19 protein-coding genes are annotated in these 18766 nt (G+C 67.8%); 12 read left to right on the top strand and 7 right to left on the bottom strand.

Annotated features, from left to right (window positions below; translation table 11 throughout):
* Positions 1 to 128: 128 nt before the first annotated feature.
* Both ACSFCA_RS28650 and ACSFCA_RS28645 read left to right on the top strand, forming a co-directional pair.
* Positions 129 to 1115 (top strand): LysR family transcriptional regulator, encoded by a 987-nt coding sequence (locus tag ACSFCA_RS28650; RefSeq protein ID WP_435461815.1) that lies wholly within the window; start codon positions 129 to 131, stop codon positions 1113 to 1115.
* Between the two features lie 47 nt (positions 1116 to 1162).
* Positions 1163 to 1621, top strand: a complete 459-nt coding sequence (locus ACSFCA_RS28645; protein ID WP_435461816.1) for a CopD family protein — start codon at positions 1163 to 1165, stop codon at positions 1619 to 1621.
* A gap of 11 nt (positions 1622 to 1632) precedes the next feature.
* On the opposite strand, the gene ACSFCA_RS28640 is transcribed toward ACSFCA_RS28645, so the two are convergent.
* The 5 genes from ACSFCA_RS28640 to ACSFCA_RS28620 form a co-directional block, all read right to left on the bottom strand.
* Positions 1633 to 2268: a dihydrofolate reductase family protein gene (locus ACSFCA_RS28640; RefSeq protein ID WP_435461817.1), complete on the bottom strand. Its 636-nt coding sequence runs from the start codon at positions 2266 to 2268 to the stop codon at positions 1633 to 1635.
* An 85-nt stretch (positions 2269 to 2353) separates the two neighbouring features.
* Entirely contained in the window at positions 2354 to 2773 is a 420-nt protein-coding gene (locus tag ACSFCA_RS28635; protein WP_093057033.1) for an organic hydroperoxide resistance protein, read from the bottom strand.
* A gap of 158 nt (positions 2774 to 2931) precedes the next feature.
* The gene (locus ACSFCA_RS28630) at positions 2932 to 3363 is read right to left on the bottom strand and encodes a VOC family protein (RefSeq protein WP_435461818.1); all 432 of its coding nucleotides are present in this window, start codon (positions 3361 to 3363) and stop codon (positions 2932 to 2934) included.
* Between the two features lie 13 nt (positions 3364 to 3376).
* Positions 3377 to 4615 carry a CaiB/BaiF CoA transferase family protein gene (locus tag ACSFCA_RS28625; RefSeq protein WP_435461819.1) on the bottom strand — a complete coding sequence of 413 codons (1239 nt, stop codon included), beginning with the start codon at positions 4613 to 4615 and terminating at the stop codon, positions 3377 to 3379.
* 8 nt (positions 4616 to 4623) lie between these two features.
* Positions 4624 to 5823 (bottom strand): acyl-CoA dehydrogenase, encoded by a 1200-nt coding sequence (locus tag ACSFCA_RS28620; RefSeq protein WP_093057036.1) that lies wholly within the window; start codon positions 5821 to 5823, stop codon positions 4624 to 4626.
* Positions 5824 to 6010: 187 nt separating this feature from the next.
* Here ACSFCA_RS28620 and ACSFCA_RS28615 point away from each other — a divergent pair, with 187 nt between their 5' ends.
* From ACSFCA_RS28615 to ACSFCA_RS28605, 3 genes are all read left to right on the top strand, one after another.
* Entirely contained in the window at positions 6011 to 6913 is a 903-nt protein-coding gene (locus ACSFCA_RS28615; RefSeq protein WP_435461820.1) for a LysR substrate-binding domain-containing protein, read from the top strand.
* A gap of 91 nt (positions 6914 to 7004) precedes the next feature.
* Positions 7005 to 7715: a 2OG-Fe(II) oxygenase gene (locus tag ACSFCA_RS28610; RefSeq protein ID WP_435461821.1), complete on the top strand. Its 711-nt coding sequence runs from the start codon at positions 7005 to 7007 to the stop codon at positions 7713 to 7715.
* A 218-nt stretch (positions 7716 to 7933) separates the two neighbouring features.
* Complete coding sequence (locus ACSFCA_RS28605) at positions 7934 to 9871, top strand: adenylate/guanylate cyclase domain-containing protein (protein WP_258351968.1); 1938 nt, start codon at positions 7934 to 7936, stop codon at positions 9869 to 9871.
* Here ACSFCA_RS28605 and ACSFCA_RS28600 read toward each other — a convergent pair.
* Positions 9868 to 10311 carry a YbaY family lipoprotein gene (locus ACSFCA_RS28600; protein ID WP_258351969.1) on the bottom strand — a complete coding sequence of 148 codons (444 nt, stop codon included), beginning with the start codon at positions 10309 to 10311 and terminating at the stop codon, positions 9868 to 9870. The two genes, ACSFCA_RS28605 and ACSFCA_RS28600, sit on opposite strands and share 4 nt — an antisense overlap.
* Positions 10312 to 10318: 7 nt before the next feature.
* Positions 10319 to 12325 carry an acetoacetate--CoA ligase gene (locus ACSFCA_RS28595; protein ID WP_435461822.1) on the bottom strand — a complete coding sequence of 669 codons (2007 nt, stop codon included), beginning with the start codon at positions 12323 to 12325 and terminating at the stop codon, positions 10319 to 10321.
* Between the two features lie 100 nt (positions 12326 to 12425).
* Here ACSFCA_RS28595 and ACSFCA_RS28590 point away from each other — a divergent pair, with 100 nt between their 5' ends.
* The 7 genes from ACSFCA_RS28590 to fahA are packed head-to-tail and all read left to right on the top strand — an operon-like array spanning position 12426 to position 18679.
* Positions 12426 to 13154, top strand: a complete 729-nt coding sequence (locus tag ACSFCA_RS28590) for a TetR/AcrR family transcriptional regulator (protein WP_258351971.1) — start codon at positions 12426 to 12428, stop codon at positions 13152 to 13154.
* Positions 13151 to 14095, top strand: coding sequence for an ABC transporter substrate-binding protein (locus ACSFCA_RS28585; protein ID WP_435461823.1), 945 nt, complete (start codon positions 13151 to 13153; stop codon positions 14093 to 14095). The genes ACSFCA_RS28590 and ACSFCA_RS28585 overlap by 4 nt, the downstream gene beginning before the upstream one ends.
* Positions 14092 to 14949, top strand: coding sequence for an ABC transporter ATP-binding protein (locus tag ACSFCA_RS28580; RefSeq protein ID WP_435461824.1), 858 nt, complete (start codon positions 14092 to 14094; stop codon positions 14947 to 14949). Before ACSFCA_RS28585 ends, ACSFCA_RS28580 begins: the two co-directional genes overlap by 4 nt.
* A complete protein-coding gene (locus ACSFCA_RS28575; protein ID WP_435461825.1) occupies positions 14942 to 15712 on the top strand; it encodes an ABC transporter permease in 771 nt (256 codons plus the stop codon). The genes ACSFCA_RS28580 and ACSFCA_RS28575 overlap by 8 nt, the downstream gene beginning before the upstream one ends.
* On the top strand, positions 15709 to 16494 hold the full coding sequence (locus ACSFCA_RS28570) for an ABC transporter permease (protein WP_435461826.1): 786 nt from the start codon (positions 15709 to 15711) through the stop codon (positions 16492 to 16494). The genes ACSFCA_RS28575 and ACSFCA_RS28570 overlap by 4 nt, the downstream gene beginning before the upstream one ends.
* A gap of 42 nt (positions 16495 to 16536) precedes the next feature.
* On the top strand, positions 16537 to 17343 hold the full coding sequence (locus tag ACSFCA_RS28565; protein ID WP_258351976.1) for a cyclase family protein: 807 nt from the start codon (positions 16537 to 16539) through the stop codon (positions 17341 to 17343).
* Between the two features lie 13 nt (positions 17344 to 17356).
* Entirely contained in the window at positions 17357 to 18679 is a 1323-nt protein-coding gene (fahA, locus tag ACSFCA_RS28560) for a fumarylacetoacetase (protein ID WP_435461827.1), read from the top strand.
* The last annotated feature ends 87 nt before the right edge of the window (positions 18680 to 18766 follow it).

Genomic DNA, 18766 nt, shown 5'->3' with positions numbered 1-18766 from the left:
TTTCGTGGCGCAGTACCTGCGGGGTGCCGGCGAGTTTCGGCTTGCAGGTCTATTGCATCAATGACCGTAAATCGGGATATTCGATGCATCGAATGCAACACTCGTCACAAACTTCAGGAGACCGGGCCATGGACGACAAGCTCGACACGCGCCGCGTGCGCTACTTCATGCAGGTGCTCGACAGCGGCTCGGTGCGCGGCGCCGCCGACGTGCTCGACATGGACCCCTCGGCCGTAAGCCGCGCCATCGGCATCCTCGAGCAGGAGTGCGGCGTGCCGCTGCTGGAGCGCCACGGCCGCGGCGTGGTGCCCACCGACGCGGGCGAGATGCTGGCCGGCTACGTGCGGCGCCAGAACAGCCAGAAGCAGCACCTGATGGCGCAGATGGACAGCATCCGCAAGATCGAGCGCGGCCACATCGATGTCGTGGCCGGCGAAGGGTACGTCGACTGGCTCATGCGCCACAGCCTGCGCGACTTCATGACCCGGCACCCGAAGATCACCATCGACCTCGACGTGGCGAGCACCGACGAGATCGTGCAGCGCGTGGTCGAGGAGCGCGCCCACATCGGCATGCTGTTCCAGCCGCCGAAGGACGACCGGCTCACCTCCCACCAGTCGCACTCGCAGCCGATCCAGGCGCTGGTGCTGGCCACGCACCCGCTCGCGCAGCTGGGCCGTCCGCTGAAGCTGGCCGACCTGCTGCCCTACCCAGGCGCCACGCTGCACCGCAACTTCGGCGTGCGGCAGCACATCGAGGCAGCCGAAGTCAGCGAGGGCGTGCGGCTGCCATCGCTGCTGACCACCACCTCGTTCAGCGCGCTCGGCCACTTCGTGTCGGCCGGGCTGGGCTATGCCCTGGGCACGCGGATCTCGCTCACGCCGAACGCCAGCAACCCCGAGTTGATCGAGCTGCCGATGAAGAACCCGCTGCTGTCGCAGGGGCGCTCGCACATCGTGTCGCGGCACGGGCGCATGCTGTCGCCGGCCGCGGCCGAATTGCTGCGGTGCGTGGTGGCGGACATGCGGCGGTACGCCGATCTGGCCGCCGGCAAGGAGAAGCCGGAGAAAGCGGAGAAGCGCGCGGCCTCGCGCGCACGAAGCACCGCGGCATGAGGCACGGCGTTGCGCGCCTCGCCCTTTCGGTGTTCTGATCGGCCCCCATGTCCTACGCCATTCCGCTTTTCATCCACCTGCTCTGCGCCGCCTTCTGGGTCGGCGGCATGGCGACCATGCACTTCGCGGTGCGCCCTTCTGCCGTCGCCACGCTGGAGCCGCCGTTGCGCCTGCGCATGATGGCCGCGACACTGCGGCGCTTCTTCGTAGGGGTGGACGCGTCGGTCACGCTGCTGTTCGTGACCGGCGTGGCGATGATCCTCTCGACAGGCGGCTTCCGCGGCCTGCACTGGCGCATCGAAGCGATGATGAGCATCGCGATCGTGATGGCCGCCATCTATGTCTACATCCGCGCCTCGGTATTCAGGGCAATGCGGCGCGCGGTGGAAGAAAGCACCTGGCCTGTGGCGGCCGCGCGGCTCAACACCGTGCGCAAGCTGGTGATGGTGAACCTGGTGTTGGGAGTGATCGTGTTCGGGGTGGCGACGATCGGGCGGGCGGGCTGAGACAACGGCACTCAGCCGAAGCGGTAGTCCAGGTGCGTCACCAGCGCCGAGCTTTCGGCGCCCACTGGCGTCATCTTCAACTCCTCGGGCGCAAGGCCGTCCAGTAGCCGCAGGCCCGCACCCAGCAGGCTCGGCGCGACATGGATCGTGCATTCGTCGACCAGTCCGGCCTTGATGTATTGACGGACGGTGTCGGCGCCGCCGGAGATGCGCACGTCCTTGCCGCCAGCCGCGGCCTTGGCCTGTGCCAGCGCGCTTTCGAGGCCGTCGGTCACGAAGTGGAAGGTGGTGCCGCCCAGCCGCACCCATGGCTCGCGCGGCGAATGCGTGAGCACGTACACGGGTGCGCGGAATGGCGGGTTCTCGGGCCAGCTGACCTCGCCCTCGTCGAACATGCGGCGGCCCATCACGTAGGCGCCGGCGCGCGCGAACACCCGCTTCACCCGTTCGTCGTCGGGCGTGCCCTGCTCGCCGCCACCGCCGGGAATGCCGAGGATCTCGCGGAAGGTGGCGGTCTGGAAGACCCAGCCGTGCATGGCCCGGCCGCCATCGCCGAGCGGATTGCCCGGCCCGGCGTTGGGGCCGGCCATGCAGCCGTCGAGCGAGATGCCCACGTCGAAGAAGACTTTTCCGCTGCTGCTGCTCATAGGTCGTGTTCCGGCCCGGGGGCCGGCCTGGGTTGCAGAGAAGCCGGAGTCTATGCGCGGGCCCGCCCGATGCAAACAGGCCAGTTCAGACCAGGTTGAGTTCGACGTCGATGTTGCCGCGCGTGAGCTTGGAGTACGGGCAGGTCTGATGCGCGGCGTCGACGACGGCGCGTGCGGTTTCGCGCTCGAGGCCCGGCAGGCTCACGTTCAGGCGCGCGCGCAGGAAGTACTGGCCGTCTTCGTTGGCAAGGTCGACCTCGGCATCGACGGCCAGGTCGGCGGGCAGCTTGATCTTCATCGCACCGGCCGCCTTGCCCATCGCGCCGATGAAGCAGGCCGACCAGCCCGCGGCGAACAGCTGCTCGGGGTTGGTGCCCGCGCCCGAGGTGCCGGGCGACGAAAGCCGGATGTCGAGGCGCCCGTCGTCGCTGCGCGATGCGCCGTCGCGCCCGCCGGTGGTGTGGGTCTTGCCGGTGTAGAGGATCTTTGCGGTGGTGGAGCTCATGGGGATTCCTTTCAGGCTCGCCGGAATGGCGATGCATGGATTGAATCGGCCAGCTGTATCCGCGATGTGTCGAGCGGGGCGCACTTTTGCATGCCCGTGTGTGCGGCGGGCGGCCAGACACACTGGCGTACAAAGCGGCCGCTCGGTTGAGCCGCAGGTCAGCGAGGGGCGCCCTTGAGCTCGACGGTGTTGCCGTCGGGGTCGGCGATGTAGATCGAGGGGCCGTTGCCCTCGGCGCCGAAGTTGTTCTGCACCTCGCCGTTCACCGCTACGCCGTGGGCAGCCATCAGCGCGCGAATGGCGGATTCGTCGAAAGGCTCGATGCGCAGGCAGATGTGGTCGACGTTGCGGCCTTCCACGCCGGCAAGCGCCCCGCCCTGCCTGCCCAGCGGGCCGTCGGGTGTGACGAGATCGATCAGGCTCGCGCCGGCGCGCAGGTGCACAAGCCCCAGGTCATCGCGGCGCTTCTCGATGGCGCAGCCCAGCACGTCGCGGTAGAACGTGATGGCGCGTTCCATGTCCTTCACGCGCAGCACGATGTGGTCGATGCGCAGCACCGAGAACGGTGTCGTACGCATCGGGCTCGTCATGGCTGCTCCGTTGTCAGACTACGCCGGCCGATCGCAGGGCGTCGAAGCGGGCGGCGTCGATGCCCATTTCCGCCAGCACTTCCTGCGTGTGCTGCCCCAGCGCCGGTGGTGCATGGCGCAGCACGGGCGGCGTGGCCGTCAGGCGCAGCGGACTTGCCACGCCGGTGATGCTGGCGATGCCGTCGCCCGCATCGCGCGGCAACGTGACCGCAAGGCCGCGCGCCTTGACCTGCGCGTCATCGAAGGCCTGGGCGATGTCGTTGATCGGGCCGCAGGGCACGGCCTTGTCTTCGAGCAGCGTGACCCACGCGGCCGTGGTGCGGGTGCGCGTGAGCTCTTCCATCATCGGGATCAGCACCAGGCGGTGCTTCACGCGCAGCGTGTTGGTGGCAAAGCGTGCATCGGTCGCCCATTCCGGATGGCCGGCTGCTTCGCAGAAGCGCGCGAACTGGCCGTTGTTGCCGATGGCCAGCAGCATCGAGCCGTCTTGCGTCGGAAAGTCCTGATACGGCGCGAGGCTCGGGTGCGTGTTGCCCTGGCGCTCGGGCGCCTTGCCGGTGTTGAGGAACGCGCTCGCCTGGTTGGCGAGGATGGCCATGCCCACATCGAGCAGCGCCATGTCGATGTGCTGGCCTTCGCCGGTACGGTCACGCACCTGCAGCGCCGCGAGGATGGCGGTGCTGGCGTAGACGCCGGTGAACAGGTCGGTGAGCGCCACGCCCACGCGCAGCGGGCCGCCGCCGGGCACGTCGTCGGGGCGGCCGGTGATGCTCATCATGCCGGTCATGGCCTGGATCATCAGGTCGTAGCCCGCGCGCTCGGCATAAGGGCCGTCGTGGCCGAAGCCGGTCACGCTGCAGTAGATGAGGCGCGGGTTGGCCGCGCGCAGGCTCTCGTGGTCGAGGCCGTATTGCTTGAGGCCACCGGTCTTGAAGTTCTCCACCACGATGTCGGCCTGCGCCGCCATCTGCCTGAGCAGCGCCTGCCCGTCGGGCGTGGCCATGTCGACCGTGACCGAGCGCTTGTTGCGGTTGCAGGACGTGAAGTAGCTGGCCTGGTCGGTGTCGTTGCCGTTCGCGTCCTTGATGAAGGGCGGGCCCCAGGTGCGCGTGTCGTCGCCGACGCCGGGGCGCTCGATCTTCACGACGTCGGCGCCCAGGTCCGCGAGGATCTGCGTGCACCAAGGGCCCGCGAGCACGCGGGACAGATCGAGGACCTTGATGCCGTCGAGTGCTGCGGGCTTGTTGCTCATGCCTTCGATCAGTTCGCGAACGCTGCGATGCCGGTGATGGCGCGGCCCAGGATGAGCGCGTGGATGTCGTGCGTGCCTTCGTAGGTGTTGACCACTTCGAGGTTCACCAGGTGGCGGGCCACGCCGAACTCGTCGCTGATGCCGTTGCCGCCCATCATGTCGCGCGCCATGCGGGCGATGTCGAGCGACTTGCCGCAGTTGTTGCGCTTCATGATCGAGGTGATTTCCACCGCGGCGATGCCTTCGTCCTTCATGCGGCCCAGGCGCAGGCTGCCTTGCAGGCCCAGCGTGATCTCGGTCTGCATGTCGGCCAGCTTCTTCTGGATGAGCTGGTTGGCGGCGAGCGGGCGGCCGAACTGCTTGCGGTCCAGTGTGTACTGGCGGGCGCGATGCCAGCAGTCTTCGGCGGCGCCGATCGCGCCCCACGAGATGCCGTAGCGGGCGCTGTTCAGGCAGGTGAACGGGCCCTTGAGGCCCTGCACTTCGGGGAAGGCGTTTTCTTCGGGGCAGAACACACCGTCCATCACGATCTCGCCGGTGATGCTGGCGCGCAGGCCGACCTTGCCGTGGATCGCGGGAGCGCTCAGGCCCTTCATGCCCTTTTCGAGCACGAAGCCGCGGATGGGGCCGACCGTGCCGCTTTCGCTGACTTCCTTGGCCCACACCACGAACACGTCGGCGATGGGCGAGTTGCTGATCCACATCTTCGAGCCGCTGAGCGAGTAGCCGCCCGGCACCTTCTTGGCGCGCGTGGCCATGCTGCCGGGGTCGGAGCCGTGGTCGGGCTCGGTCAGGCCGAAGCAGCCGATCCATTCGCCGGTGGCGAGCTTGGGCAGGAACTTCTGCTTTTGCGCTTCGGTGCCGAATTCGAAGATCGGCACCATCACCAGCGAGCTCTGCACGCTGGCCATCGAGCGGTAGCCCGAGTCGACGCGCTCGACTTCGCGGGCGATCAGGCCATAGGCCACGTAGTTGAGGCCTGGGCCGCCGTACTGCTCGGGGATCGTGGGGCCCAGCAGTCCGAGCGCGCCCATTTCGCGAAAGATGGCGGGGTCGGTCTCGCCAGTGCGGAAGCCTTCGATGACGCGGGGCGCCAGGCGCTCCTGGCAGTAGGCATTGGCCGCGTCGCGGATCATGCGTTCTTCGTCGGTCAGTTGCTGGTCGAGAAGAAGGGGGTCGTCCCAGTGGAATTGCGCTTTGGCGGCCATGTGGCTGTCTCCGGAAATTAGGGGAAAGGTGAAAAGAGCGGGAATGGGGCCGATGCTAGCCATGCGGGGGGCATGACGCAAACGATGATTCCGCACCCAGATATGCGTTTATAGAATGTCTTACAAGATGTTCTATTGGCCTCTTCATTGGTGAGACCAGGGTTTCATACATACACCCGAGGCATACATGCGCCGCAAGATCCCACCCCTGCAAACCCTCGTGTGCTTCGACGCCGCCGCGCGCCACGAGAGCTACACCCGCGCCGCGCAGGAACTGGCGCTGACGCAAAGCGCTGTGTCGCGCCAGATCGGCACGCTCGAAGCCTTTCTTGGCGTGGCGCTGTTCCGCCGCACGCGGCACGGCGTGGCGCTGACAGCGAGCGGCGCGGCCTATGCGCGGCAGATCACCAAGCGGCTGGAGGCGATGGAGCGCGACACGCTCGACGCCATGGCCCACCAGGGCGAAGGCGGCTCGCTCTCACTGGCGGCCGTGCCCACATTCGCCACCCGCTGGCTGATGCCGCGCCTGAAGGGCTTCGCGGCGCTGCAGCCCGACGTGGTGGTGCACATCGAGACGCGCACCCGCCCCTTTCTCTTTGCCGACGCGGAATTCGACGCCGCGCTGTACGCCGGCACGCCCGCGCAGGTCGAGAACTGGGCCGGCACGCGCGCGCTGCTGCTGATGCACGAAGACGTGGTGCCGGTGTGCAGCCCGTCGCTGCTCCCACGCGGCAAGGCCGTAACGCCGGCCGCCATCGCGAAGATGCCGCTGCTGCAGCAAAGCACGCGGCCCGACGGCTGGCGCCAGTGGTTCGACGCGCAGCAGATCGACGCGCCCAACGCACGCGGCGGGCCGCGCTACGAGCTGTTCTCGATACTGGCCGCGGCCGCGTCGCACGGGCTCGGCGTGGCGCTGATGCCGACGATGCTGGTGGCCGACGAACTGGCGCGCGGCGAGCTGGTGGTGGCGTGCGCGCGGCCCTTGTCGGGCGAGCGCAACTATTACCTCGTGACGCCGGAGCGGGCCGATCAGCGGCCGCTGCTGAAGTTCTTCAGCGACTGGCTGCTGGAGCAGGCCCGGCAGGGTTGACGCGCCGCTAGCGCAGCGTGATGCCGAGCGAATCGAAACCCGCGTCCGGAAACGGCGAGCCCTGCAGGCTCGCAGACGGGACACTGGGCGCATGACAAGAAAGCCTTCCCGCATCGATTCGCTCGACTGGCCCCGCATCGAAGCCGACCTCGCCACCCGCGGCTGCGCCGTCACCGGTCAGCTGTTCACCCCCGAGGAATGCGCTGCGCTCACGGCCATGTACGACGAAGGCCACCGCTTTCGCAGCCGCGTGGTGATGCAGCGCCACGGCTTCGGGCAAGGCGAGTACCAGTACTTCGCAAACCCGCTGCCGCCCCGGCTCGCCGCATGCCGCAGCGCGCTGTACGAACGCCTCGCGCCGCTGGCCAACGCATGGGCCGCGACAATGGGCCAGCCGGCCGACTACCCGCCGGACCACGCCGCGTATCTCGCGCGCTGCCACGCGGCGGGCCAGTTGCGCCCCACCCCGCTGCTGTTGCGCTACGACGAGGGCGACTACAACTGCCTGCACCAGGATCTGTACGGCGACCTGCAATTCCCGCTGCAGCTCACGGTGCTGCTGAGCAAGCCGGGCGAAGACTTCACCGGCGGCGAATTCGTGCTGACCGAGCAGCGCCCGCGCATGCAGTCGCGCGCCGAAGTGGCGCCGCTCGCGCAAGGCGAGGCGGTGATCTTCGCGGTCAACCAGCGGCCGGTGGCCGGCACGCGCGGCAGCTACCGCGTGACGATGCGCCACGGCGTGAGCCGCGTGCGTTCGGGGCGGCGGCATACGCTGGGCATCATCTTTCACGACGCGCGCTGACAGGCCGCTTCCACGCGCTTCAACGACTCCGGTCTAGACAGGCCTGAGCCACTGCGGCGCTGTTCAGTACCTCACAGACAGCCGAAGTCGAGCGAAAATCACGCCCGCCTCCGGCGCCACCAGGATCCCCGACACCAACGATCGGGGCCGTGGCTCACCGAAGGCCGGCCCGCGGCTTCGCTGCAGCGGGTGCGTTCGATTGGTCGTCAGGGAGCTGCATGAACAACAAGAACTCTTCCGGTAATCCGGAAGCGGCTGGAAAGCCGTCGGTCGAAAAATCTGTCACACAACCGGCACCGGCCGGGCGCTCGCGCCGCTTCCGGGTAGACGTGGGCACCATCGTCAGCGTCGTGGCGCTGGCCCAGTCGCTGCTGCTGGTGTCGCTCGGCTACTGGGGCTCGCAGCGGCTGGTGTCGCGCATCGGCGTGTCCGCGCACAAGGCCAACCATGACCGCACCGAAGACAAGGTGCTGGCCTTTCTTCAGAAAGCCGAGTCGGTCATCAACGCGGCGGGCACCGCCCCCAGCCTGCAGCCCGCGGGCGAGCACTCCGACAGAACGGCGGAGCTGCTCTGGACGCTGCTGCAGCAGTCGCCCGAGCTCGACAGCATCTACGTCAGCAACGAGAAGGGCCAGATGCTGATGGCGCTGCGCTACCCGGTGCCGGCCATGCGCCACATCGAGCGTGGCGCAGGCTTCACCACCGAGACCTGGCAGTACAAGCTGCCGCTGGATGCCGAAGCCGACGTGCAGCAGCGCTATGCCACGCAGCGCCTTGAGTCGTTCCGCAGCAACTACAACCCGACGCAGCGCAGCTGGTACGTGCAGGCATGCAAGGCACAGGGGCCCATCTGGACGCAGCCGTACGTATTCGCCGCCGCGCAGGAGCTTGGCGTGACCTACGCGCTGCCCAGCAAGCGCCGCTACGCGGACAGCAGCGCGCAGGCGCTGGTGGTGGCGGGCGATGTCTCGCTCGGGCGGCTGTCGGAGTTCGTGCGCCAGTTCAGCAGCGACGGCTACGGCGACAGCGCGCTGCTGAGCGCCGACTTCCGCGTGCTCGCGCGCAGCGACATGCCGGGCGTGCTGCACGAGCTGCAGCCGCCCAGCGGCGTGCTCGGCGCATTGCACGCGCACATGGTGGCCGACGGCACGGCGGGCGGGGGCACCGACACCGAGTTCTCCTTCACCCACGAAGGCCGCCGCTATCTGGTGCAGGCCTCGCGCATCCCCAGCACCGGCTGGCAGCTGGTGAGCTGGGTGCCCGAAGACATGCTGCTGGGCGACCTGCACCGCGCGGTGCTGTGGGGCCTGGCGCTGGCGCTGGTCTTCCTCGCGATGGCGCTGTTCATGTCGCTGAAGCTGTCGAAGCTGGTGACAGCGCCGGTGGAGAACCTCTCGCACATCGCGCGCCGCATCGGCCTGCTGGAGCTGGACAACCTGCCGCGCGAACCGAGCCGCGTGCTCGAGATCCAACACCTGGACCAGGCCCTGGACGACTCGGCGCGCAGCCTGAAGGCCTTCAGCAAGTTCGTGCCGGTGGACGTGATCAACCAGCTGATCGCTGAGGGCCATACGCTCGCACCCAGCGGCTCACCGCGGCGCGTGACGGTGATGTTCACCGACGTGGAGGGCTTCACCTCGATCTCGGAGTCGCTCGACACCGACGTGCTGGTGGTCATGCTGACCGAGTACTTCAACCTGGCGACGGGCGTGTTCGCGCGGCACGGCGGCGTGGTCGACAAGTTCATCGGCGACGGCATCATGGTGCTGTGGGGCGCGCCCTCCGACCTGAAGGACGCGGAATACAAGGCCTGCCTGGCCGCGCTGGAGCTGCACGTGGAAATGGACGATCTCAACCGCAAGTGGGCGGCACAGGGCCTGCCCGAGTTCCGCACGCGCGTGGGCATCCACACAGGCACGGTGATCGCGGGGGTGCTGGGCTCGAACGACCGGCTGTCGTACACGGCGTTCGGCGACGTGATCAACGTGGCGAGCCGCATCGAGGGCTTCAACAAGCAGCTCGGCACGCAGACGCTGATGTCGGAAACCACCTTCGCCGGGCTCGGCGGCCGGCTTCACACGCGGCGCATCGAGGAGCAGGCGGAACTGCGCGGCCGGCAGACGCGCATGGTGCTCTACGAGCTGATGACTTCCTAGCGCGGAGCCTGGGCGACGCGCACCAGCACCAGGTCAGCGGTGGCGCCGCCGCCTTGCGTGAGCACGGAATACTGCGTGTCGTTGATGAACAGCAGCTGCTCGCCTCGCGAGATACGCGCCGACACGGCGTAGCGCATGCGCGGGTCGATGCGCGCGGCATCCACCTTCAGCTCGTAGGCGAAGGGCACCTGCTTGCCGTTGGCCTTGATGCGCTGCTCGGCGAGCACGGTCGAAGGCGCGTCCATGCGCGATACGTCGAGCAGCTGCACCACGACTTCGGCCGCTGGGTCGAGCGCGATGCGTTCGCGGTAGGTGACGGTGCCGCTCACGCGAAGCTGCGTGCCTCCGCCTGCAGCTGGCGAAGAAGGCACGGCACAGGCGCTCAGCAAAGAGGCGCCGGCGATGGCCGAGAACATGAGGAGGCTGGTGCGTCTTTTCATGCGGCCATTATGCGGAGGCACTTGCGGAGGCACGCTCTGCGGCAAAGGCCACGTACCAGTCCAGGCTGCCCGGGTTTGCCATCGCCTCGCGGTTGACCACCTTCTCGATAGGCTGGCCCAGCAGCAGCTTCTTGATCGGCAGCTCCTGCTTCTTGCCCGACAGCGTGCGCGGTATCTCGGCCACCTGGAAGATGTCGTTGGGCACGAAGCGCGGTGACAGCGAGGTCTTGATGGCGTTGTTGAGCCGCATGCGCATGGCGTCGTCGAGCGACACGCCGGGGCGCAGCACCACGAACAGCGGCATGTAGCTGTCGCGGCCCAGGTATTCAAGGTCGACCACCATCGAGTCGAGCACCTCGGGCAGGCCCTCGACGGCGCTGTAGATCTCGCTGGTGCCCATGCGCAGGCCCTGGCGGTTGATGGTGGCGTCGCTGCGGCCGTAGATGATGCAGCCGCCGTCCTCGCCGATCCTGATCCAGTCACCGTGGCGCCACACGCCGGGATAGGTGTCGAAGTAGCTCGACACGTAGCGCGCATTGCCTTCGTCGCCCCAGAAGTAGAGCGGCATCGACGGAATGGCCTTGGTGCACACCAGCTCGCCAACTTCGCCGATGACCGGCTGGCCCTGTTCGTTCCACGCCTCGACCGCGTGGCCGAGTTCTCGGCACTGCATCTGGCCCGGCACTTCGGGCAGGTCGCGGTTGCCACCGACGAAGGCCCCGCAGAAGTCAGTGCCGCCAGAGATGTTGCACCACCACACCTCCTTCGAACCCGCATCGAGGATCTGCCTGGAGCCCCAGCGCTGCACCTCTTCGGGCAGCGGCGAGCCGGTGCTGCCTAGCGCGCGCACGCGCGACAGGTCGCCGCATTCCTTCGCGACGAGGCCGGCCTTCATGCAGTTGGTGAAGTAGGCCGCGCCCGCGCCGAAGAAGGTGACCTTGTGCCGCGCCACGAAGCGCCACAGCACGCTCCAGTCGGGCTTCTCCTTGCTGCCCGCCGGGTTGCCGTCGTAGATGCAGATGGTGGCGCCGAAGGCCATGCCCGAAAGCTGCGAGTTCCACATGACCCAGCCGGTGGAGCTGTACCAGTGGTAGCGCTCGCCGAAGTTGTTGGCGCCGTAGCTCGCACCCACGTCGTTGTGCAGGCCGCAGGCGTGCATGGTGAGGATGATGCCGCCCTGCCCGTGCACGATGGGCTTGGGCAGCCCGGTGGTGCCGCTCGAATAGACGATCCAGATCGGGTGATCGAAAGGCAGCCATTCGGGCTCGAAGGCTGCGACCTCGGCACCGTTGCGGTCGGTGGCCTGTGCCCAGTCGACGTCGTGCTGCACGGCGTTGGTGGCGTACGGTGACTTCACGAGCAGCAGCTTCTGCACGCTCGGCAACTGGCCGCGCAGTTCCTGCAGCACGGCGCTGCGGTCGAGCGGCTTGCCGCCGTAGTGCACGCCGTCGACGGCGATCAGCACCTTGGGCTCGATCTGGCGGAAGCGGTCGGCCACGGCGGCGGTGCCCATGTCGGGCGCGCACACGCTCCAGATCGCGCCGATGCTGGAGCACGCGAGAAAGGCCACCATGGTCTCGGGCACGTTGGGCATGTAGGCCGCAACGCGGTCGCCGCGCTGCACGCCAAGAGACTTGAGCGTGAGCGCGACTGACGCGACCTGGCGGCGCATTTCGGGCCACGACATCTCGCGCACTTCGCCGCGTTCGTTGTCGCTCACGATGGCGGGCATGCCTGCGGCGTGGGCCACGTCGGCATGGCGCAGCACCTCGCGAGCGTAGTTGACCTGGGCGCCGGGGAACCAGCGCGCGCCGGGCATGCGCGATTCGGCGAGCACGGCTGTGTGCGGCGTGGGCGACTCGATGCGGGCGTAGTCCCAGATGCTCTGCCAGAAGGCGTCGAGCTCGGTGACGGACCAGCGCCACAGGGCGTCGTAGCTGTCGAACACGAGGCCGCGCGTATCGCGCAGCCAGTCTTGATAGAGGCGGATCTGGGGGATGTTGGGAGCGGGCATGGCACGAGCGTAGCGCTGCGAACGACCGTGCTCAATCGGGGTTGACCTCAGGGTTTGTACGCGTGTTCAATGTTTTTGTACAAGCGTTCAATATGCTCCCATGAGCACCCGCACACCTGCCGCAAGGCGCAGCACCTCGCGCGCTGCGACGCCGCCTCCCGCCGCAGTCGCCATCGCGACTGCGCGGCCCGACCGCAAGCAGGCGATCCTGCTGGCGGCCGAGAAGCTTTTTGCGCAGCACGGCTACCACGTGGTGACGATCCGCCAGATTGCCGAGGAGGCGGGCGTGCCGCTGGCGCTGGTGGGCTACTACTACGGCCAGAAGCACGAGCTGTTCCACGCGATCTTCGAGCACTGGGGCCACTCCATCGAGGCGCGGCTCGCGGGGCTGGCCGCGGTGAACATCGACCCCGACGACACGCGCACGCTGCCGCGCATCATCGAAGCCTTCACTGCGCCCGTGCTGGCGCTGCGCGCAAGTTCAGAGGGCGAGTACTACGCACTGCTGGTGGCGCGCGAGCTGTACCACGCCACCGAGGAAGCCGACCGCGTGCTGCGCGCCTACTTCGACCCATTGGCCGAGGCGTACATCGATGCGTTGCATGTCGCGCTGCCGCATGCCACACGCAGCCAGGCGGCCTGGGGCTATCAGTTCGCACTGGGCTCGCTGCTGCACCACCTGAACGACAGCCGCATCGAACGGCTCTCGCGCGGCGAGAACACGCGCGCCGACCCGGCCGTGGCGCCGATGCTGGTGAGCTTCATCGTCGGCGGCCTGCGCGCCGCGCTGCCACGCCCAAGAACCACCCCCAGGAGACAAAAGACATGATGAAACGACGCACCCTGCTGTCGGCGCTTGCCGCGGTGTCGGCCACTGCCGCGCTGCCTTCGCGTGCCCAGTCGAGCACGAAGGTCGTGTTCGGCTACACGGCCGTGACCGACTTCGCCTCGGTGTTCGTGGCGGCCGAAGAGGGCTACTTCAAGAAGCGCAGCCTCGATGTCGAACTCAAGTTCATTCCGCTGAACTCGACGATCCCGGCGGCGCTGCAGTCCGACTCGCTGCAGATCGGCGGGCCCACGCCCTCGGTATTCCTGCAGGCGGTGGACGGCGGACTCGACCTGGTGCTGGTGGCCGGCGGAGGCCTCACCTCGAAGACCATCACCGGCTTCGGCCTGGTGGCGCGCGCGGGCTCGGGCATCAAGGGTCCGCAAGACTGCATTGGCAAGAAGATCGGCGTGCCGGGCCTGGGCGCCTTCCTGCACGTGACCTTCCGCGCATGGCTGAAGGACAGCGGCGTGGACTACCGCAAGGTCAACTTCGTCGAGGCAGCCTTCCCGCAGCATGCCGACCTGCTGCGCGGCGGCTCGGTCGATGCGGTGGTATCGGCCGACCCGTTCATGAGTCGCATCACCGAGAGCGGCGCTGGCTACGTCGCTTCGTACTACTCGACCTTCCTGCCCGAGAACAACCAGACCATCGTGCACGCGGCCAAGCGCGAGTGGGTGGCGAAGAATCCGGTGGCGGCACGCGCCTTTCGCGAAGCGCTGGTCGAGTCGGGTGCGTTCATGCAGCAGCCGAAGAACGACTCGAAGGTGCGCGCGGCCATCGGCAAGTACATCAAGCTGCCGCCCGAGGTGCTGGCCAAGGTGCAGATCTCGCCGCCCGGCCCCGTGGTGACGGAAAAGCAGCTCGCCTACTGGACCGGGCTGATGAAGGAGCAGGACATGCTCAAGACGAGCATCGACGTAGCGAAGCTGGTGGCGAAGTGATTGCAGCGCCCGCCCCCCTCACCGCACGCGCCGCGCTGTCGGCGAGCGCCTTTCATTCGCCGGCCAGCCCCACGATGCAAGCCACCCCTTTCCTGCGCTTCGATGGCGTGACCATCCGCCTCGGCGGGCGCGAGATTCTGTCGCCCACCTCGTTCGACGTTGCGCGCGGCGAGTTCGTCTGCATCGTCGGCCCGAGCGGCTGCGGCAAGACCACGCTGCTGCGCGCGGCCAGCGGGCTCGTCACGGCGAGCGCAGGCGAGGTGCGGCGCAACGGCGTGAAGATGACCGAGCCTTCGCGCGAGGTCGCCTTCGTGTTCCAGGACTACGGCCGCGCGCTGCTGCCCTGGCGCACGGTGGAAGGCAATGTGAGCCTTGCACTCGAAGCAGCCGGCGTGCCGGCAGCCGAACGCGCGCCGCGCATCGCCGACGTGCTCGGCAAGGTCGGCCTCGCGAAACATGCGCAGAAGTTTCCGGTGCAGCTGTCGGGCGGCATGCAGCAGCGCGCGCAGATTGCACGCTGCCTCGCGCAGAAGCCCGAGCTGATGATGATGGACGAGCCCTTCGGCGCGCTCGACGCACTCACGCGGCAGAGCCTGCAGGACGAGCTCGCGCGGCTGGTGCGCGACGACGGGCTCACGGTGCTGTTCGTCACGCACGACCTGGAAGAGGCCATCTATCTCGGCGACCGCGTGATCGCGCTGCAGGCCAACCCGGGGCCGGGGCGGCCGAGCCTCGCGCGGATGATCGACGTGAAGATCCCGCGGCCGCGCGACCAGCTTACGACGAAGGAGCATCCGGAATACCTGCAGTTGCGGCGTGAGCTGTTCGCCTTCATCGAGCAGGGCCATGACTGAGAACCGCGTCCTCCGCTGGCTGCGGCCGTGGGTGTTTCCAGTGGTGCTCGTCGGTGCGTTCGAGTGGTACGCACGACGTGCAGCGGCCTTGGGCAGCGATGCGCTCGCGCCGCCGAGTGCGGCGGCCAAGGCTTTCGTCGGCGCGGCCATGGACGGCTCGCTCTGGCAGGCCACCGGCTTCACGCTCGGCACCGCGGCACTTGGTTTGCTGATGGGCGCTGTGCTCGGCATCGCATTGGGCCTGGTGCTCGGCCTCTCGCGCCGCGCGGCGCAACTGGGCTCCGTCTCCATCGAAGTGCTGCGCCCGGTGCCTTCGGTCGCGCTGATCCCGCTCGCCATGCTGACCTTCGGCTTCGGCGTGCGCATGGAGCTGGCCATCGTGGCGTTTGCCACCTTCTGGCCGCTGCTGGTGCTGGTGCAATCCGCGGTGCAGCAGATCGAGCCACGGCTGCTCGAAGTCAGCCGCGTGCTGGGCCTGTCGGCGCGCGAGCGGGCCTTCAAGATCGTGCTGCCTGCCATCGTTCCGCGCCTCTTCGTCGCGCTGCGGCTGGGCGTGGCGGTGGCGCTGGTGGTGGCCGTGACGGTGGAGATCGCCGCCAACCCGAACGGCATGGGCTACGCGATGATGATCGCGCAGCAGAGCTTCGACCCCGCGCTGATGCTCGCCTGGCTGGGCTGGATCGGTGTGGTGGGCTTCGCGGTCAACGCGGGCATGCTGATGTTGCAGCGCGTGGTGTCGCGGCGCATGGGGGTGCCTTCATGAACGGCAACGATCGCACCAGCCTGAATTTGCTCGGCTCGCTGGGCGTGCTGCTGGCGCTCATCGCGCTGTGGTGGGTCGCGAGCAACGCGGGCTGGGTCAGCCGCGTGTTCCTGCCGACGCCGCAGGCTACCTTCTCCAGCCTGCTCGAAGGGCTGAATCTCTCCGGCGAAGGCGGCAACGGCGAACTGCTCGGCTTCACGCAGGCCACGGTGGGCCGCATGATCGAAGGCTGGCTGCTTGCTTCGCTCTTCGGCGTGCTGCTGGGAGCGGCCATTGGCGTGTCGCCATCGGTGCGCGCGTGGGTGCAGCCGACGCTCGAATTCATTCGCCCCCTGCCCGCATCGGCGCTGCTGCCGCTGGCGATTTCGATCTTCGGGCTGAACCCCGGCATGGTGCTCTTCGTGGTCGCCTTCGGCGCGATGTGGCCGGTGCTGCTGGCCACGGTGCACGGCTTCGCGGCGGTGGAGCCGCGCCTGTCGGAAGTGGCGCGCTGCCTGCAGATGTCGCGCGCGGCGTACATCTGGAAGATGGGCCTACCCAATGCGATGCCCGACATCCTGGCCGGCATGCGACTCGCGCTGACCATCGCGCTGATCGTCGCGGTAGTGGGCGAAATGATCGCCTCGCAAAGCGGCCTGGGCCAGGCCATTCTGCTGGCAGCGCGCGCCTTTCGCGCGAGCGACCTGTTCGCCGGCATCGTGCTGCTTGGGCTCATCGGCTTCGTGAGCAACGCGCTGCTGGCCTTTGCCGAAAAGCGCCTGCTGCGCTGGCAGCAACCCTGATTCCTTCTTCTTCCAACACCAACACCCCCACAAGGAGTTCCCATGCCACGCAAATTCGTCGACCTGTCGATCTTCCTGGAGAACGACGTGCTCTCCGACCCGCCGGCCTTCGCGCCGAAGATCCAGTACTTCACGCACGAGCAGACCTACGAGCAGATCGAGCCCTTCTTTCCCGGCTTGAAGAAGGAAGACCTGCCCGACGGCGAAGGCTGGGCGGTGGAGCTGGTGCAGCTGTCGACGCACAACGGCACGCATCTCGATGCGCCCTATCACTTTCACTCGACCATGGACAAGGCACTGGGCGAGAAGAAGCCCGCCATCGCCATTCATGACGTGCCACTCGAATGGTGCTTCCAGCCGGGCGTGAAGCTCGACTTTCGGCACTTCGCCGACGGCTACGTGGTAACGGCCGACGACGTCGAGGCTGAGCTCAAGCGCATCGGCCACACGTTGAGTCCGCTGGAGATCGTGGTGGTCAACACGCGCGCCGGCTCGCGCTATGGCAGCAACGACTACGTCTCGGCCGGCGCGGGCATGGGCTACGAGGCGACGATGTACCTGCTGGAGCGCGGCGTGCGCCTCACGGGCACCGACGCATGGAGCTGGGATGCGCCCTTCGTGCACACCGCGAAGAAGTACGGCGAGACGCAAGACGCCTCGCTGATCTGGGAAGGCCACAAGGCCGGCCGCGACATCGGCTACTGCCACATCGAGAAGCTGCACAACCTCGAAGTGCTGCCGCCCACGGGCTTCTTCATCAGCTGCTTTCCGCACAAGATTCGCGGCGCGTCGGCAGGGTGGACGCGCGCGGTCGCGATCTTCGACGACGCGCTGATGGCTTCAGCTTGAGGGCCCTTTCATCATGAGCGCACTCAATCACACACACGACGTCAATGCACGCAGCTGGGTCGAATCGGCCAACGGGGCGGGCAGCGACTTTCCGATCCAGAACCTGCCGCATGCGGTGTTTCGCCGCGCGGGAAGCGGCGAGGCGTTTCGCGGCGGCGTCGCCATCGGCGACCAAGTGCTGGACCTTGCGGCGCTGGTCGCACAGCAGCAGCTCGACGGTCTTGCGCTCGATGCGGCGCGAACGGCCGCGCTGCCCGCGCTGAACGACTTCTTCGCGCTCGGCGGCGGCGCGTGGAAGGCGCTGCGCCACGCGCTCTTCGATCTGCTGAAGAACGACGCACCCGTCGCCACGGTGCAAGCAGTGCGCGAATGCCTCGTGCCGCGGGCCGAAGTCGAATACACGGTGCCCGCACGCATCGGCGACTACACCGACTTCTACACCTCGATCGACCATGCGCTGAACATCACGCGCCTGTTCAACCCCGAGGGCGACGTGACGCCCAACTTCCGCTGGATTCCGACCGCGTACCACGGGCGCGTGTCGACCATCGGCGTGAGCGGCCAGCGCTTTCACCGGCCGATGGGGCAGGCGATGGCGCCGGGCGCGAAGGCGCCGACCTACCAGGCCTGCGCGCGGCTCGATTACGAGCTGGAGCTAGGCGTGTGGATCGGCACGGGCAACGCGCAGGGCGAGCCCATTGCGCTCGAGCACGCGGAAGAACACATCTTCGGCATCTGTCTGCTGAACGACTGGTCCGCGCGCGACATTCAGTTCTGGGAGATGGCGCCGCTCGGCCCCTTCCTGGCAAAGAACTTCGCGACCACGATATCGCCGTGGATCGTGACGATGGAAGCGCTCGCGCCCTACCGGCAGGCCTGGACGCGGCCAACGAACGAGCCCCAACCGCTCGCGTATCTGGAGAACGCGAAGAACCGCGAGAGCGGCGCGCTCGACATCCGCCTGGAGGTCTGGCTCGAAAGCGAGAAGGCGCGCAAGGAGAAGACGGGCCCGTCGCGCCTGTCGTCCACGAGCTTCAGGCACCAGTACTGGAGCGTCGCGCAGATGGTGACGCACCACACGATGGGCGGCTGCAGCCTGAACCCGGGCGACCTGTTCGGCAGCGGCACGATCTCGGGGCCCGGCGCGGGCGAAGCCGGCGCGATCATCGAGCTGACACGCGCGGCGCAAAGCCCGGTAGCGCTGGCCAATGGCGAGCAGCGCGGTTTTCTGGAAGACGGCGACGCGGTGCTGCTGCGCGGCTGGTGCGAGAAGCCGGGGCATGCGCGCATCGGGTTTGGGGAGAGCCGGGGGACGGTGTTGGCGGCCAGGGGTTGACGCCGCCGTAAACATTATTTACATTCCGCCTCCTTCGCGAATTTGCTCGCGTCGATCCGACAACGAAACACACCCACAACCACCGCC

Source organism: Variovorax multivorans (genome assembly GCF_051216835.1).
Taxonomy (GTDB): domain Bacteria; phylum Pseudomonadota; class Gammaproteobacteria; order Burkholderiales; family Burkholderiaceae_C; genus Variovorax.
The sequence above is the reverse complement of the archived record's forward strand: the minus strand, read 5'-3'. Positions and strand labels throughout refer to the sequence as shown.

Excerpts from the sequence above, each read along its gene's own strand:
- ACSFCA_RS28615 (WP_435461820.1), top strand. The coding sequence starts at position 6,011 with ATGCGCCGCAAGATCCCACCCCTGCAAACCCTCGTGTGCTTCGACGCC.
- ACSFCA_RS28605 (WP_258351968.1), top strand. The coding sequence starts at position 7,934 with ATGAACAACAAGAACTCTTCCGGTAATCCGGAAGCGGCTGGAAAGCCG.
- ACSFCA_RS28585 (WP_435461823.1), top strand. The coding sequence starts at position 13,151 with ATGATGAAACGACGCACCCTGCTGTCGGCGCTTGCCGCGGTGTCGGCC.
- fahA (WP_435461827.1), top strand. The coding sequence starts at position 17,357 with ATGAGCGCACTCAATCACACACACGACGTCAATGCACGCAGCTGGGTC.
- ACSFCA_RS28630 (WP_435461818.1), bottom strand. The coding sequence starts at position 3,363 with ATGACGAGCCCGATGCGTACGACACCGTTCTCGGTGCTGCGCATCGAC.
- ACSFCA_RS28650 (WP_435461815.1), top strand. The coding sequence starts at position 129 with ATGGACGACAAGCTCGACACGCGCCGCGTGCGCTACTTCATGCAGGTG.
- ACSFCA_RS28640 (WP_435461817.1), bottom strand. The coding sequence starts at position 2,268 with ATGAGCAGCAGCAGCGGAAAAGTCTTCTTCGACGTGGGCATCTCGCTC.
- ACSFCA_RS28590 (WP_258351971.1), top strand. The coding sequence starts at position 12,426 with ATGAGCACCCGCACACCTGCCGCAAGGCGCAGCACCTCGCGCGCTGCG.
- ACSFCA_RS28625 (WP_435461819.1), bottom strand. The coding sequence starts at position 4,615 with ATGAGCAACAAGCCCGCAGCACTCGACGGCATCAAGGTCCTCGATCTG.
- ACSFCA_RS28620 (WP_093057036.1), bottom strand. The coding sequence starts at position 5,823 with ATGGCCGCCAAAGCGCAATTCCACTGGGACGACCCCCTTCTTCTCGAC.
- ACSFCA_RS28575 (WP_435461825.1), top strand. The coding sequence starts at position 14,942 with ATGACTGAGAACCGCGTCCTCCGCTGGCTGCGGCCGTGGGTGTTTCCA.
- ACSFCA_RS28570 (WP_435461826.1), top strand. The coding sequence starts at position 15,709 with ATGAACGGCAACGATCGCACCAGCCTGAATTTGCTCGGCTCGCTGGGC.
- ACSFCA_RS28600 (WP_258351969.1), bottom strand. The coding sequence starts at position 10,311 with ATGAAAAGACGCACCAGCCTCCTCATGTTCTCGGCCATCGCCGGCGCC.
- ACSFCA_RS28610 (WP_435461821.1), top strand. The coding sequence starts at position 7,005 with ATGACAAGAAAGCCTTCCCGCATCGATTCGCTCGACTGGCCCCGCATC.
- ACSFCA_RS28635 (WP_093057033.1), bottom strand. The coding sequence starts at position 2,773 with ATGAGCTCCACCACCGCAAAGATCCTCTACACCGGCAAGACCCACACC.
- ACSFCA_RS28565 (WP_258351976.1), top strand. The coding sequence starts at position 16,537 with ATGCCACGCAAATTCGTCGACCTGTCGATCTTCCTGGAGAACGACGTG.
- ACSFCA_RS28595 (WP_435461822.1), bottom strand. The coding sequence starts at position 12,325 with ATGCCCGCTCCCAACATCCCCCAGATCCGCCTCTATCAAGACTGGCTG.
- ACSFCA_RS28645 (WP_435461816.1), top strand. The coding sequence starts at position 1,163 with ATGTCCTACGCCATTCCGCTTTTCATCCACCTGCTCTGCGCCGCCTTC.